Source organism: Pseudomonas sp. SMV71 (genome assembly GCF_052042015.1).
Classification (GTDB): domain Bacteria; phylum Pseudomonadota; class Gammaproteobacteria; order Pseudomonadales; family Pseudomonadaceae; genus Aquipseudomonas.
Genome location: NZ_JBKGGU010000018.1, coordinates 37,903 through 53,532 on the forward strand (window position 1 = coordinate 37,903; position 15,630 = coordinate 53,532).

The 15,630-nt window shown below is 62.1% G+C and carries 11 protein-coding genes and 1 pseudogene; 7 read left to right on the forward strand and 5 right to left on the reverse strand.

The window, feature by feature from the left end; all coding sequences use genetic code 11:
* Nucleotides 1-142: 142 nt before the first annotated feature.
* Nucleotides 143-2,449: a 5-methyltetrahydropteroyltriglutamate--homocysteine S-methyltransferase gene (gene metE, locus ACLEJQ_RS18895; RefSeq protein WP_440797369.1), complete on the reverse strand. Its 2,307-nt coding sequence runs from the start codon at nt 2,447-2,449 to the stop codon at nt 143-145.
* A 108-nt stretch (nt 2,450-2,557) separates the two neighbouring features.
* Here metE and metR point away from each other — a divergent pair, with 108 nt between their 5' ends.
* Nucleotides 2,558-3,475: a transcriptional regulator MetR gene (metR, locus tag ACLEJQ_RS18900; protein ID WP_245139514.1), complete on the forward strand. Its 918-nt coding sequence runs from the start codon at nt 2,558-2,560 to the stop codon at nt 3,473-3,475.
* A 288-nt stretch (nt 3,476-3,763) separates the two neighbouring features.
* On the opposite strand, the gene ACLEJQ_RS18905 is transcribed toward metR, so the two are convergent.
* From ACLEJQ_RS18905 to ACLEJQ_RS18920, 4 genes are all read right to left on the reverse strand, one after another.
* Complete coding sequence (locus ACLEJQ_RS18905; RefSeq protein WP_440797371.1) at nt 3,764-4,261, reverse strand: N-acetyltransferase family protein; 498 nt, start codon at nt 4,259-4,261, stop codon at nt 3,764-3,766.
* Nucleotides 4,258-4,896: a LysE family translocator gene (locus ACLEJQ_RS18910; RefSeq protein ID WP_440797373.1), complete on the reverse strand. Its 639-nt coding sequence runs from the start codon at nt 4,894-4,896 to the stop codon at nt 4,258-4,260. The genes ACLEJQ_RS18905 and ACLEJQ_RS18910 overlap by 4 nt, the downstream gene beginning before the upstream one ends.
* Nucleotides 4,893-5,327, reverse strand: a complete 435-nt coding sequence (locus ACLEJQ_RS18915) for an NUDIX hydrolase (protein WP_440797375.1) — start codon at nt 5,325-5,327, stop codon at nt 4,893-4,895. Before ACLEJQ_RS18915 ends, ACLEJQ_RS18910 begins: the two co-directional genes overlap by 4 nt.
* A 214-nt stretch (nt 5,328-5,541) precedes the next feature.
* Entirely contained in the window at nt 5,542-6,909 is a 1,368-nt protein-coding gene (locus tag ACLEJQ_RS18920; protein ID WP_440797377.1) for an HD domain-containing phosphohydrolase, read from the reverse strand.
* Between the two features lie 226 nt (nt 6,910-7,135).
* Here ACLEJQ_RS18920 and ACLEJQ_RS18925 point away from each other — a divergent pair, with 226 nt between their 5' ends.
* The 6 genes and pseudogenes from ACLEJQ_RS18925 (at nt 7,136) to ACLEJQ_RS18950 (ending at nt 15,502) form a co-directional block, all read left to right on the forward strand.
* Nucleotides 7,136-9,427, forward strand: coding sequence for a GGDEF/EAL domain-containing response regulator (locus ACLEJQ_RS18925; protein WP_440797378.1), 2,292 nt, complete (start codon nt 7,136-7,138; stop codon nt 9,425-9,427).
* Complete coding sequence (locus ACLEJQ_RS18930) at nt 9,424-11,298, forward strand: EAL domain-containing protein (protein ID WP_440797380.1); 1,875 nt, start codon at nt 9,424-9,426, stop codon at nt 11,296-11,298. Before ACLEJQ_RS18925 ends, ACLEJQ_RS18930 begins: the two co-directional genes overlap by 4 nt.
* A gap of 42 nt (nt 11,299-11,340) precedes the next feature.
* A complete protein-coding gene (locus ACLEJQ_RS18935; protein WP_440797382.1) occupies nt 11,341-12,300 on the forward strand; it encodes a cytochrome-c peroxidase in 960 nt (319 codons plus the stop codon).
* On the forward strand, nt 12,297-14,099 hold the full coding sequence (locus ACLEJQ_RS18940; RefSeq protein WP_440797384.1) for a DAHL domain-containing protein: 1,803 nt from the start codon (nt 12,297-12,299) through the stop codon (nt 14,097-14,099). Before ACLEJQ_RS18935 ends, ACLEJQ_RS18940 begins: the two co-directional genes overlap by 4 nt.
* Nucleotides 14,100-14,689: 590 nt before the next feature.
* A pseudogene (locus ACLEJQ_RS18945) lies at nt 14,690-14,776 on the forward strand (hypothetical protein); the annotation flags it as partial.
* 291 nt (nt 14,777-15,067) lie between these two features.
* Nucleotides 15,068-15,502 (forward strand): sensor histidine kinase, encoded by a 435-nt coding sequence (locus ACLEJQ_RS18950; RefSeq protein WP_440797482.1) that lies wholly within the window; start codon nt 15,068-15,070, stop codon nt 15,500-15,502.
* The last annotated feature ends 128 nt before the right edge of the window (nt 15,503-15,630 follow it).

Below are 15,630 nucleotides of genomic sequence, written 5' to 3' on the forward strand. Positions count from 1 at the left end.
CCCGCTGGAGTGCGTAGCGCTCCCAACAGTGGCAAGCCTTGCATAGCATGAAGGCTTGAAATGTTGGGGCTGCTGCGCCCGAACGCGGACCGGCCCAGCGGGAGCAAGCTCCCTCGCCACGGGGTTCGCGGCGGTCTTCAGATCAGGCCAACTGACTACGCAACTGCCGCGCCGCCGCGACCATGTTCACCAAGGCTGCTTCAGTCTCCGGCCAGGCGCGGGTCTTGAGCCCGCAGTCGGGGTTGATCCACAGGCGCTCGGCGGGAATCCGCTGTACCGCCTTGCTCATCAACGCGACCATCTCGGCGGTGTCCGGCACCCGTGGCGAGTGGATGTCATAGACGCCCGGGCCGATGTCGTTGGGGTACTCGAAGGCCTCGAACGCGTCCAGCAGTTCCATGTCCGAGCGCGAGGTCTCGATGGTGATGACGTCGGCGTCCATGGCGGCGATGGCCTGGATCACGTCATTGAATTCGCTGTAGCACATGTGGGTGTGGATCTGGGTTTCGTCACGCACGCCCGACGCACTCAGGCGGAACGCCTCCACGGCCCAGTCCAAGTACTCCTGCCACTGGGCCCGACGCAATGGCAGCCCTTCGCGGAACGCCGCTTCGTCGATCTGTACGATCCTGATCCCGGCCGCCTCCAGGTCCAGCACTTCGTCCCGCAGGGCCAGGGCCAGTTGTCGGGCCTGAACCTGGCGCGACACGTCTTCGCGGGGGAACGACCACATCAACATGGTCACCGGACCGGTGAGCATGCCTTTCATGACTTTGTCGGTCAGGCCCTGGGCGTAGCGGATCCAGTCGACGGTCATGGCGTTGGGACGGCTGATGTCACCGAAGATGATTGCCGGTTTCACGCAGCGCGAACCGTAGCTCTGCACCCAACCGAAACGAGTGAAAGCGTAGCCATCGAGTTGTTCGGCAAAGTACTCCACCATGTCGTTGCGCTCGGCTTCACCGTGCACCAGCACGTCCAGGCCCAGACGCTCCTGGATTTCTACGGCATGGCGGATTTCGCTGTGCATGGCGTCCTGGTAGTCATTGGCCGACAGCTTGCCTTGCTTATGAGCCTGACGCGCCAGGCGAATCGCCGGAGTCTGCGGGAACGAGCCGATGCTGGTGGTAGGAAACGCCGGTAGCTTCAGCTTTGCGCGCTGCTGCTCGATACGCTTGGCGAACACCGAACGCCGCTGGCTGTCCTGGGGCGTGATCGCGTCCAGGCGAGCCTGGACCTCGGGTTTGTGAATGCGCGCCGACGCGGCACGGTCGGCCTGCACTTGCCGGCTGGCGGCCAGCGCCTGTTGCACGCTGGTGGCCTGCGGATCGTTCAGCGCATCGCGCAACACCGCCACTTCGCCGCACTTCTGCACGGCAAAGGCCAGCCAGCTCTTGAGTTCCGGATCGAGGCGGTCTTCGCGCTCCAGGTCCACCGGGCTGTGCAACAGCGAACAAGAAGTGCTGACCCAGAGGTTGTCGCCAAAGCGCTCCTGGGCCGGTTGCAACTGTGCCAGCGCCTGCTCCAGTTCGCAGCGCCAGACGTTGCGGCCATTGACCAGGCCCACCGAGAGGATCTTGTAGGTCGGCAGGCGATCCAGCACCTGGCCCAGTTGCTCCGGGTCGCGCACCGCGTCGATGTGCAAGCCGTCCACCGGCAGGCCCACGGCCAGACCGAGGTTGTCTTGCAGGCCACTGAAATAGGTCGCCACGAGTTTTTTCAGCGGCGAGTACTGGAGGATGTGATAGGCCCGCTCGAAGGCGCTTTTCCAGGCCAGGGGCAGATCGAGGGTGAGGATCGGCTCGTCGATCTGGACCCACTCCACGCCCTGGGCCTTGAGGCGATTGAGGATTTCACCGTAGACCGGCAGCAGGCGCTCCAGCAGGTCGAGCCGGTCGAATTCCGCGCCCTTGGCCTTGCCCAGCCACAGGTAGGTCAGCGGGCCGATGATCACCGGTTTGACCCGATGTCCCAAGGCGTGGGCCTCGTCCACTTCGTCGAACAGTTGCTCCCAGCTCAGGGCGAAGGTCTGGTCGATGGAAAACTCCGGGACCAGGTAGTGGTAGTTGGTGTCGAACCACTTGGTCAACTCTTGGGCCGGTTGCCCGTGATCGGCGTTGCAGCAGCTGGCCGTGGCGCCACGGGCCATGGCGAACAGGGTGTCGAGGGTCGGCCGGCCCTGATCATCCAAGGTGTTGTGGAAACGCGACGGCACGACACCCAGTGCCAGGGTGTGGCTCAGTACCTGGTCGTACCAGGCGAAATCACCGACCGGCAGCAAATCGATGCCCGCGTCTTTCTGCAACTGCCAGTGACGGGCCCGCAGCTCGCGACCCACCGTCTGCAGTTCGGCCTGGGCCAGGTCGCCCTTCCAGTAGGCTTCGAGGGCTTTTTTCAATTCGCGGTCGGCGCCGATGCGGGGAAAACCGAGGGTGTGGGCCAGGGCCATGGTGTGCGTCCTCCTGTAAAAGATGGCGCCATTGTCGACAGCCCGCCCCACATGAGACAAACTCAACCTTTTCGTGTTGATCTCAAGTTTTACTCATGGAGCCACTCGGTGCTTGAACTCCGTCATCTCAAGACCCTGCACGCTTTGCGCGAAGCCGATAGCCTGGTGGAAGCCGCCGAACGCCTGCACCTGACCCAGTCCGCCCTGTCCCACCAGTTCAAGGAACTGGAGGAACGGTTGGGAATGCCGTTGTTCGTGCGCAAGACCAAACCGGTGCGCTTCACCAGCGCCGGCCTGCGCCTGTTGCAACTGGCCGATGCCACCCTGCCGTTGTTGCGCGGTGCCGAGCGCGACATTGCCCGGCTGGCCGGCGGCACCGCCGGACGTTTGCACATGGCAATCGAGTGCCACAGTTGCTTTCAGTGGCTGATGCCCACCATCGACCAGTTCCGCGATGCCTGGCCGGAGGTCGAACTGGACCTGGCCTCGGGCTTCGCCTTCGCTCCGCTGCCTGCCCTGGCCCGGGGCGACCTGGACCTGGTGGTAACCTCCGACCCGCTGGAACTGGCCGGCATTACCTACGTGCCGCTGTTCACCTACGAAGCGATGCTCGCCGTGGCGAACCAGCATCGCCTGGCCGGCAAGCCGTATATCGTGCCGGAAGACCTGGTCAGCGAAACCCTGATCACCTACCCGGTGGAGCGCGACCGGCTGGACATCTTCACCCGCTTCCTGGAGCCGGCCGACATCGAACCGGCTCAGGTGCGCACCTCCGAATTGACGGTGATGATGATGCAACTGGTCGCCAGCGGCCGTGGCGTCTGTGGCATGCCGCACTGGGCGCTGCACGAGTACAGCTCGCGGGGCTACGTGAAGGCCAAGCGGCTTGGGGAGAAAGGTCTGTTTGCCACGCTGTACGCGGCGGTCCGCACCGACATGCTCGACGCACCGTACATGCGCGACTTTCTGCTGACAGCCAAAGACACTTCGTTTTCGACGCTGGATGGGGTCAGTGCCGTGCGGTGAGACCGCGTTGCGAGCCAATCGCGAGCAGGCTCGCTCCCACATTGGGCCTGCGCAGTGCTAAAAATCTGTGACCACCACAGATCAAATGTGGGAGCGGGCTTGCTCGCGAAGAGGCCGTGCCAGTTGCCACAAATGTCACTGATCCACCGCCTACGCGAGCAAGCCCGCTCCCACAAGGGGATCTGCGACAAAGCCAAATTCTGTGGACACCACCAATCCCTGTGGGAGCGAGCCTGCTCGCGATAGCGGCCCATCAGTCATTTAGCTGTTAGATCCGACGATGAGGCCCTAGAGCTCCATCCACATGTGGATCTTGTCGAAGTATTCATCCCCCACGCGAATCGCCTGGGGTTCGAGGCCGTACAGGGCGAAGCCGCAGCGCTGGTAGAGCCTGATGGCCGGGTCGTTGCCGGCAGTGACGGTCAGTTGCACCAGCCGCAGGAAGGCATGGCGCCGGGCTTCGGCGAGGGCCGCTTCCAGCAGTTGCTGGCCTAGCCCGCGCCGGTGATGCTGCTCGCTGACGTACATGCCGAACAGCAGCGCCTTGTGCCGGGCCTTTTCCCGAGGCTCTAGGGCCAGCCCAACGATACCCACCAACTCATCCCCGACGAATGCCCCGAGCAACACATCGAGCCGGCTGGTCAGGCGCGATTCCCACCAGTTGATCGGCAGCGCCGCTCTTTCGTTGACACTGGAGGTGAATGCCTGGGGATGACGAGCATAAGCCTGGAGCATCAACTCGCGATAGGCCGAGGCATCACCCGCCCGCAGCCGCCGGATGCTCATGCCGTGCGCCGCTGCTCAAGCATCAGCCGCACCGCCAGCGCCCCCAGGACAAAGCCCATGAAGTAGCGCTGCGCCGCCAGCCACGTCGGGTTGTGGACGAACCACGAAGCAATGCCGGCGGCGAACAGGGCAATCAGCAGGTTGACGCTGAAACTGACGCTGATCTGGGTCAGCCCGAGGATAAGGCTCTGGGTGAACAGCGAGCCGTGCTCCGGACTGATGAACTGCGGGAACACCGACAGGTAAAACACCGCGATCTTCGGATTCAGGGCACTGGTGAGAAACCCCATGGTGATCAACTTGCGCGTCGAGTCCGCGGGCAACTGGCGGGCTTCGAACGGCGAACGTGCGCCCGGCTTCACGGCCTGCCAGGCCAGCCACAGCAGGTACAGCGCACCGGCCCATTTCAACGCTTCATAAGCCGTGGGCACCGCCAGGAACACTGCCGTCAGCCCGGCGGCGGCAGCGAACATATGCACGAAGAACCCCGCCACCACGCCCAGCAGGGACGTGACCCCGGCCTTGCGGCCCTGGCAGATCGAACGGGAAATCAGGTAAATCATGTTCGGTCCCGGCGTGAGCACCATCAGCAACGCGGCGGCGGCGAAAATCAGCAGGTCCGGCAATGGAATCATGGGCAGCAGTCCTTGAGCCTTGAATCGTGACAGGTGGCTCGATAAAACGGCAGGATCACCTCGCCTGTCAACGGCGCCAAGCACAGATCGCCTTCGTCGTCCAGGTCGATCCAGCGGACTTCTTCGATTTCGGCGGCAGGCGACACCGCGCCGTCGACCGTGACCAGAAACACCTCGGCCTGCACGACGAACCCCGGCTCGTTGGCGGCTGGCGCGCTGAAGGTGCCCAGGTAACGAGCATGCGCCGGCTCGATCAGCAGCCCAAGCTCTTCCTCCAGCTCGCGAGCCAGGGCCTGGACCGGTTGTTCATCAGGCTCGATCTTGCCCCCCGGTTGCATGAACGCCAGGGTGCCGCGCTTGCGCACCAGCAGGGTCCGGCCGTCCGGCCCGATCAATAGGGCAGCGGCGATGCGGATGAGGGGATGGGTCATGGAAGGGCAGCCTTGGCGGGGGAAAGGCTTGGGAGATTACAGATCGGCGCGGTGGTAGCAAAGCCTGGCGCCGATACCGAATCCAACACATCACCCTGTGGGAGCGAGCTTGCTCGCGATGGCGGCAGATCAGTCAGCACATGGATGACGGACATGACGCTATCGCGAGCAAGCTCGCTCCCACAGGGGGTGGTGTTGTCTGTCGGGGTGGTTTTCACCCCAGGATCGGCTTGGGTGCCGAGGGGTCGGCCTCTTCCTCGGGGACTTTGACGAACACGCTGTACCGGGCGCCTTCCATCGCTTCGAAAGCGATGAGCTTTTCCACCAGCGGGCCACTCAGGACCTTGCCGGCGTTGAGCAAGAGCATGCCGTTGTCGGCGTTGAGGTTGCGCGCCAGGACCATGCCGGCCCCCAGCTCGCGAGTGGTCATGACCTTGACTGTCGGGTCGGACAGGGTCACGTCTTCCAGGTATTCCCCGCAGGCCTTGATGAAGTCCTCGACCATGTCCGGGTCGTACAGCTTGCCGGCGTATTTGCGGATGTACACCAAAGCCTCGTCGCTGTTCATCTGCCGTTCGAGGATCAGGCCGCGCTGCAGTTCGATGAAGTCCACCGCCAGTTTCAACAGCCGCGAACCGAACGGGATCGCCTCTCCCTTCAAGTGCTCGGGGAACCCGCTGCCATCCCAACGCTCCTGATGATGGCGGATGATCCGCGCCGCATCTTTCATCGGATCCAGGGTCATCAGCAGCGACTCGCTCTGCCTGGGGTAGGCGCGATACAGCTCAAGCTCGGTGTGGTGCAGCATGTCGGCCGGGGTGACCATCATGTTATCGGTCCAGCTCAGCTTGCCGATGTTGTACAACGCCGCGGCCATGGTCAGGTCGCGGTCAGTGGACTCATCGAGAAAATGCAGCCGGCTGTAGACCCGGATCAGTTCGATGATCTGGCGGTTGGTCTGCTTGGCCTTGGGCAGGCGCAGGTTGGCGATCAACGAGAACACTTCCGTACTGGTCACGTAGCTGCGCTTGAGCTCGTCGTAGGCCAGGTCGAGCATGTCGGCGGTCTGCTGCAACTCGGAGGTGCGCGACGCCACGCGTTTTTCCAGGGTGGCGTTGAGGGTCTTGAGTTGCTGGTTCTGCTCGCGGGTCAGCGCTTCGAGGCGCTGGCGTTCGCTTTCGGAATGCTGGTGGGCCAGGGCCTGGCGCAGGGCCTGCACCAGTTCTTCATCGTTCCAGGGCTTGCTGAGGTAGCGGTAGAGCTGCCCCTCGTTGATGGCCTTGGTCATCATGTCCACATCGGCATAACCGGTGAGCAGGATGCGCAAGGTCGACGGATACAGTTGGCGAATCTGCGCCAGCAGCGTGGCGCCGTCCATGTTGGGCATGCGCGCATCGGTCATTACCAGGTCGACCGGCCGCTCCCTGAGGATTTCCAGGGCCTTGGCGCCACTGTCGGCCAGCAGGATCTCGTACGGCTGGCTGCGCAACAAGCGGCGCAGGCTATTGAGAATCGACTCTTCGTCGTCAACCAGCAACACCGTCGGCTTCTTGACCGGAACGTCCGGCGATTGATCTTCCATTGCTACCCCCTCCTATGAACCACAACCGTTCTACCGTCCCCCAAAAGACAGGTTAGTAGATTGAGAAAATTTAGACACATTTGCCATCACTGACCGAGCGCATCCGGATGAGACGACTATGCTGTACCCCATGAAGGGCCATGTACAGGCCAGCGTACTCATGCCAGCGAAAGGGACATCAGATGTACCCACGGTTCCGTAGTCCGCATCTCGACGGTGCACGGCCATGAACCTGTCGATGGAAAAGACCAATCGGCGGATCCTGATCGTCGACGACACCGCGACCATCCATGAGGATTTCCGCAAGATCCTCAGCCCCCAGGTCGTTACCGAAGACAGCCTGAGCAACGCCGAAGAGGCGTTGTTCGGCGCACCGGTGGCCATCGCCAGCCAGAGTTTCGTGCTCGACTCGGCATTCCAGGGCATGGAAGCCCTGAACAAGGTAGAGACTGCACTGGCCCAGGGGCGGCCCTTTGCCATGGCTTTCATCGACATGCGCATGCCGCCGGGCTGGGATGGCCTGGAGACCATCGAACGACTGTGGCGCGTCGACCCCAAGCTACAAGTGGCGCTGTGCACCGCCTATTCGGACTACTCCTGGGAGGACATCTCAGAGCGCCTCGAACTGGGCGACCGACTGCTCATCCTGAAAAAACCCTTCGATGCCATCGAGATCCGTCAGATGGCCAGCACCCTGACGGTCAAATGGCAGATGACCGAAGACGCGGCGCTGAAAATGGACATGCTCGAGCGCGCCGTCGAGGAACGGACCCGGGAGCTGGCCGACGCCAACATCATCGTGCAGAACAGCCCGACCATCCTCTATCGCCTGCGGGGCGAACCGCCGTTCCCGTTGATGTACATCTCCCACAACATCACCAAGTTCGGCCATGTCGCGGCGCAACTGATCAACGCGCCGGACTGGGCGCAGATCCTGATCCACCCTGACGACCAGGGAAAGGTCGGCGAGGCCATGGTCCGCGTACTGGACCGCGACACCGCGGGCGCGTCCATCGAATTTCGCATGCGCACCGGCGACGGCGCGTTCCGCTGGGTGGAAAACCGCTACATTCCGGTGCGCAATGACCAAGGCCTGTTGCTGGAGGTGGAAGGCATCATTCTGGACATCACCGAGCGCAAGCTGGCCGAGGAAAGAATCGCCCTGCTGGCCCGCACCGACGGCCTGACCGGCCTGGCCAACCGCGCCACGATGATCGAGCGCCTGCATCAGGCCTTCGCGGCTGCCCGCCGGGGCGCGGCGCCGTTTGCGATGTTTTACCTGGACCTGGACCACTTCAAACGAATCAATGACACCCTCGGCCACCCCGTCGGTGACCTGCTGTTGCAGGAAGTCGCCGCGCGCATCAAGGGCTGCACCCGGGAAAACGACGTGGTGGCGCGCCTGGGCGGCGACGAGTTCGCCATCCTGCAACTGGACGTGCACGAGGCGACCCACTGCGCGGCGCTGGCGGCCAAGATCCGCGACACCCTCGTGGCGCCCTACTCCCTGGATGGCAACGACGTGCGGGTATCGGTGAGCATCGGCATTGCCCTGTACACCCCGCAAAGCGTGAGCGCCGACAGCCTGATGGCGCAGTCCGACATGGCCCTGTACCGCTCCAAGGACAAGGGTCGCAACCAGTACCACTTCCACAACGAGGAAATTAACCAGGAGGTGACGGACCGGGTCGCCCTGGCCAACGATCTGCGTCGAGCCATCGAGAACCAGGAGCTGCATTTGCATTACCTGCCGGAAGTCGACCTGGGCACCGGCAAGATCCTCGGCATGGGCGTGCAGGTGCGCTGGAAGCATCCCGAGCGCGGCTGGCTGGAGCCGGAATCGTTCATGCCGGCGGCGGAAAAAAGCGGGATCATCATCCCTCTCGGCCATTGGGTGCTGGACCAGGCCTGCCAGCAGATGCGCCAGTGGCGCGACCAGAATATGGCGCCACCGGTGATTGCGCTCGACCTGTCGCTGACCCAGCTCAAGACCGGTCCGGAACTGATCTACGACGTACTGCGCACCACCGCCCGCTGGGAACTGGCGCCCTGGGACCTGCGCTTCGACGTTACCGAAGCCACCCTGGCCCAGACCAAGTGGACCCACAACGACGTACTGCCGCGCCTGTGTGAACTGGGTGTGCAGATCGCCATCGATGAGTTCGGCACCGAGTATTCCTCGTTCGATTACCTCAAGACCTACCGGGTCAACCACCTCAAGCTCGCCCAGCGGTTCCTCGACAGCGCCAACGCCGATCCGGAGAACGCCACGACCCTGCGGGCGATCATCAACTTCGCCCGGGATGTGGGCATCGGGATCATCGCTGAAGGCGTCGAGACCCAGGAGCAACGCTCCACGTTGATGTCCAGCGGCGGCTCGATGCAGGCCCAGGGGCATTACTTCAGCACTGTAGTAGACAGCGGCCAGGCAGCCGAACTGCTCAAGGCCGGCACCATCGTCCCGGTCACCGACCATTGGACCCGACCGGCGAGCGAGCTATCGGAGAGCAGCCCATGAATCCGTTGTCGGTCCCTGCGAACAGACGAATCCTGGTGGTGGACGACACGCCGGCGATCCACCAGGATTTTCGCAAGATTCTCAGCCCCAGCGCCGGTAACGATGCGTCGCTGGACGACACCGAGAGCTTGCTGTTCGGCACCCCGCAGGTCAGCCGGCTGCAGTTCCAGATCGACTCGGCCTACCAGGGCGAGGAGGCGCTGGAGCTGGTCAAGCGCGCCCAGGCCGAAGGCCAACCCTACGCCCTGGTGTTCGCCGACATGCGCATGCCGCCGGGCTGGGATGGCCTGCAGACCATCGAGAAACTGTGGGAGGCCGACCCGCGGCTGCAAATTGCGCTGTGCACGGCGTTCTCGGACTACACCTGGGAAACCATGTCGGAGCGGATCGAGTTCGACGATCAGTTGCTGATCCTCAAGAAGCCGTTCGACACCCTGGAAATCCGCCAGATGGCCAGCGCCATGACCTGGAAATGGCAGCTGGCCCAGGACGCCGCGCGCAAGATGCGCAGCCTGGAGCGCACGATCGAGGAGCGCGTCCAGGAGTTGCTCAAGGTTTCTCACCTGCTGCAATACGATGTGCTCACCGAGCTGCCCAACAGCATGTTGCTGGGCGACCGCCTGACCCAGGCCATGGCCCAGTGCCGACGCCACGATCGGCAACTGGCGGTGATGTTCATTGGCCTGGATCGCTTCAAGCGCATCAACAATGCGCTGGGGCATCCGGTGGGCGACGAAATGCTCAAGCGCGTGGCCCGAACCCTGTCAACCGTGGTGCGCGAATCGGACTCGGTGTTTCGCTACGGCTCCGATGAATTCGTCGTGGTGCTGGGGGACATCACCGACCCGCAGCAGACCAAGGGCGTGGCGGAAAAACTGCTGGCGGCCATCAGCTCTGCGCAACCGATCGACGGCCATGACCTGACCGTCACCGCGAGCCTGGGGGTCAGCGTGTACCCGGTCGACGGTTTCGACGCCGTGGCGCTGATCAAGAAGGCCGAAACCGCGATGCGCAACGTCAAGGAAACCGGCCCCAATGACTACCGGTTTTTCACCGAGGACATGAACCGCCGGGCACGCCAGCAGCAGACCATCGAATCCGGCTTGCGCCTGGCCCTGCAACGCAAGGAATTCGTGCTGCACTACCAGCCCAAGCTGGACCTGACCAGCGGCAAGGTGGTCGGTGTCGAGGCGCTGGTGCGCTGGAACCGCCCGGACTACGGCCTGGTGTATCCATCGGACTTCATCCCGGTGGCCGAGGACAGCGGGCTGATCGTGCCGCTGAGCCAATGGGTGCTCCAGGAAGCCTGCCAACAATCCTGCCGCTGGCAAGCCCAGGGGATGCGCCCGCTATGCCTGTCGGTGAATGTCTCGGCCATCGATTTTCGCCAGCGCGGTTTCGTCGAAGGCATCGCCCGTACCCTCAAGGAAACCGGACTGGACCCGACACAGTTAGAACTGGAGATCACCGAAAGCGTGCTGATGCAGAACATCGACACCACCGTCGCGGTCCTCAGGGCGATCAAGCAACTGGGAATACGGCTGGCCATCGACGACTTCGGCACCGGCTATTCGAGCCTGAGCTATTTGCAGAAATTTCCAGTGGATGTGTTGAAGATCGACCAGTCGTTCGTCGGCGACCTGAGCATCGACAGCAATGATGCCAAGTTGGTGAGCACCATCATCAACCTGGGCCGCAGCCTGAACCTGCACATCATTGCCGAAGGCGTGGAAACCCTTGAGCAATTGGAGTTCCTCAAGCGCCACCAATGCGAGGAAGCGCAGGGGTACTTCTTCAGCAAGGCGGTGGAGCCGCAAGCCTTCGTCCAATGGATGACCGAGTGGGAGCAACGCCAGTACCCGTTTTCATGAACCGCCAACTACCTTCAACGAAAAGATTCAAGGAAGCACCCGATGGCGTCATCTGGACTGTTACTGGCTCTGGGGCTGTTCGTGGGCGTGAGCGTGGCGGCACACGCCGCGCCCTTGGACGAACCGCTCAAACCGCTCCCCCCTGTTCCGACCCTGGACCCCAAGCGCGTCCAACTGGGCCTGCGCCTGTTCAATGATCCGCGGCTGTCGGTCAATAACACCTTGTCCTGCGCCAGTTGCCATCGCCTGGACAAGGGCGGAGCCGACGACAAGCCGTTTTCCACGGGCTTCGACGGCAAGCCGCTGGAGGTCAATACACCCACGGTGCTCAATGCCAGCCTGAACTTCCATCAGTTCTGGGACGGTCGGGTCGATACCCTGGAAGAACAGGCTCAGGATGTCGTGACCAGTTCCACGGAAATGGCCAGCACCTGGGAAACGGTGCTCAAGCGCATCGCCGACGACCCAGGCTATGTCAAGGATTTCAAAGAAGCCTACCCCGACGGCGTGACCGCCCCCAATATCCAGAATGCCCTGGCCGACTATGAACGCACCCTGCTGACTCCCAATTCGCGTTTCGACCAGTACCTGCTGGGCGATACCGACATCCTCACGCCCCGGGAAAAATTCGGTTACCAGCGCTTCAAGGAGTACGGCTGCATTGCCTGCCATCAGGGGGTGAACATCGGCGGCAACATGTTCCAGAAGTTCGGCGTCATGGGCGACTACATTGCCGACCGGGGCAATCCGACCCGGGCCGATGAAGGACGCTTCAATGTCACCGGCGACGAGGCGGACCGTCAGGTTTTCAAGGTGCCGAGCCTGCGTAACGTCGCGATGACCGCCCCCTATTTTCACAAGGGGTCGGCGCCGACCCTGGAGAAGGCGGTAGAAGTCATGTTCAAGTACCAGTTGGGACGTGAGCCGCAGAAAAACGACACCGAACTGATCGTTGAATTCCTCAAGACCCTGACCGGCGAATGGGAGGGCAAGCCTCAATGACAGTTCTACGCCGCCTCGGCCTTGCCTTCATCGGCCTGCTGCTGGCTTCGGTCCTGCTGTTCATGTACGTCAATTCCGGTGCGCAACAGGCCGCCTCGTACATTGAATCCCGGGACCTGATCCGCCTGCTCAAGCAACAGGACGCCATCTGGGACAACGAAGTGCTCAAGTCGCGTATCGCCCTGAGCCATAACTACGATCCACTGGTGTCGCCGCTGCACGAGATGGCGCGGCTGTGGCAGCGCCTCGACGCTATCGAGTCGGAACCGGGTCGCCATGCGCCGTCGCGCTGGGAAGGCCTGCGTGACGAATACCTCAAGGCGGTCAAGGACAAGACCCGCCTGGTGGAGCAGTTCAAGTCGCGCAACGCGATATTGCGCAACTCCCTGGCCTTCCTGCCCACCGCCGAGGACGACATCCAGGCTCAGTTCAACCAGCTGTCCGACGAGGAAAAACTGCAACTGCAAAGTGTCGCCATCGACACTTACGACCTGCTGCTCAGCAGTATGGAATTTGCCCAGCTCACCACCCGCGAGATCGCCGCCGAAGTGTTGGTGGGCCTGAATCGGCTCGACGTGAACAAAGAGCGCTTGCCTCAGGGGCTGAATGACTCCGTCAATATCCTGAGCCGGCACATTGCCCTGATCCTGCGCGAACAGCCGCGGGTCAATGAGTTATTGGAAGGCATCGAGGCCATCCCGGTGTCCGATCATCTGGATGCCATCAGCAGTCTGCTGGAAAAAGACCAGGAAATCGCCGCCAGCCAATACCAGCGCAATCACGTCTACCTGCTGGTGTTCGCCACGTTGCTGGTGTTGATATTGATCTGGCTGGCGGTGCGTTTGATACGCAGTTTCGGCGAGATCAAGCGGGTCAACAACGCCCTGCAAAGCGCCAACGATGAACTGGAACAACGGGTCGAAGAGCGTACCCGCCAGCTCAAGGACACCCAGAGCGAACTGATGGACACCGCCCGCCAGGCCGGCATGGCGGAGATCGCGACCAACGTGCTGCACAACGTCGGCAACGTGCTCAACAGCGTGAACATTTCCGCCGACCTGGTCAGCCGCAAACTGCGCAGCAGCAAAGCGGTAGGCCTGGGCAAGGCGATGCAATTGATCAACGAACACCCTCACGACCTGGGGCATTTCCTCACCGAGGACGACAAAGGCAAACTGCTGCCCGGCTACCTCAATCAACTGGTGGAAGCCATTGCGCTGGAGCAGCAGGGCCTGATCGACGAACTGGCCCAGTTGAGCAAGAGCGTGGACCACATCAAGGACATCGTCTCCACGCAACAATCCTACGCCGGCGCCAACAGCCTGCTGGAACCGCTGGTGGTCAGCGAACTGCTCGAAGATGCCTTGCGCATGAACTCCGGCGCACTGACCCGCCATCATGTTACGGTCATCAAGGAATACGGCGATGTGCCGCGCATCATGGGCGACAAGCATCGCTTGCTGCTGATCCTGATCAACCTGATCAGCAACGCCAAGTACGCCATGGCCGGGGTCTCCAACCATGCGCGGAACATGACCCTCAGGGCCGAGGTGGTGGACGACGAGACCTTGCGGATCAGCGTCACGGACGAAGGCGAAGGCATCCCCGAGGAGAACATGACACGCATCTTCGCCCATGGTTTTACCACTCGTAAGGAAGGCCACGGGTTTGGCCTGCACAGCTGCGCATTGGCGGCCATCGAAATGAACGGCCACCTCACCGCACACAGTGAGGGGCCAGGCAAAGGGGCAACGTTCGCGCTGCAACTGCCCCTGAAACTCGCAGAAGGTGAGCAATGAATAGCCTGAGTAACCGACGCATCCTGTTGATCGACGATACGCCCGCCATTCATGACGATTTCCGCAAGATCCTGACTCCACAGGACGACAGCAACCCCGACCTGCTGGACATGGAAAACGCACTGTTCGGCGACGCCCCGAAACCGGCCACCACCGTGTTTGAACTCGACTCGGCCTATGGCGGGCAGGAAGGCCTGAACAAGTTGCTGGACGCCGTGGCAAAGGAGCGCCCCTACGCCTTGGCGTTCGTCGACATGCGCATGCCCGAAGGCTGGGATGGTGCCAAGACCATCGAAGAGTTGTGGAAGCGCGACCCGCTGCTGCAGGTGGTGGTCTGCACCGCGTATTCGGATTACTCCTGGGATGAGCTGCTCGACCGACTGAACGGCCATGACCGGTTGCTGATCCTGAAAAAACCCTTCGACAACATCGAAGTCCAGCAGATGGCCAACACCCTGACCACCAAATGGGAAATGACCTCTCGCGCCCAACTGAAAATGAACAAGCTCGAGGACCTGGTGGAACAACGTACCCAAGCGTTCAGACAGGCCAGCGAGCTGCTGCAAATGGAAATCGACGAACGCAAGATGCTGGAAACCCAGCTGGTGCAGTCGGAAAAACTTGCCTCGCTGGGCCAGTTGGCAGCCGGGGTGGCTCATGAAATCAACAACCCGATCGGCTTCATCTCCTCCAACCTCGGGGCGTTGGACGGCTACTTTGCCAAGCTGCAGGAGATGCTCAGTGCCTATGGCGGCGCCGAAGGAGCCATCGCCTCGCCCGAATTGCTGATGAGCCTGACGAAACTGCGCGAAAAGGTGGAACTGGATTTCCTGGTGGAAGACATTCCGCTGCTGATCAAGGAATCCAAGGACGGTATCGCCCGGGTCGGGCAGATCGTCAAGGATTTGAAGGACTTCTCGCGGGTCGACTCCAGCCAGGAATGGCAGATGGCAAACCTTCAGCAGGGCATGGATTCGACGTTGAACATCGTCGCCAATGAAATCAAGTACAAGGCCGACGTGGTCAAGGAATACACGCCGCTACCGGAAGTGGAATGCCTGCCGTCGCAAATCAACCAGGTGATCATGAACCTGATCGTCAATGCAGCCCAGGCCATCGGCCCCGAGCGCGGCACCATCACCCTGCGCAACGGTGTCGGCGAAGACACCGTATGGATCGAAGTCGCCGACAACGGTTCGGGCATCCCACCGCAAACCCTGCAAAAAATCTTCGACCCCTTCTTCACCACCAAACCCATCGGCCAGGGCACAGGGCTGGGGCTGTCACTTTCCTACGGGATCGTGAAGAAGCACAACGGCGAGATCACCGTGCGCAGCGAAGTCGGGGTTGGCACCACCTTCCGCGTGGAACTGCCGTTGCGGCAGATGAAACAGGCGGGGTGAAACGCAACCCGGCGGCCCTGGCACCTCCCTTGCCATATGAAGCAGTGCCAGGCGCGCCCCTGTGGCGAGGGAGCTTGCTCCCGCTGGGCTGCGCAGCAGACCCAAAAGGTTGAAGGCAATCCCCCACA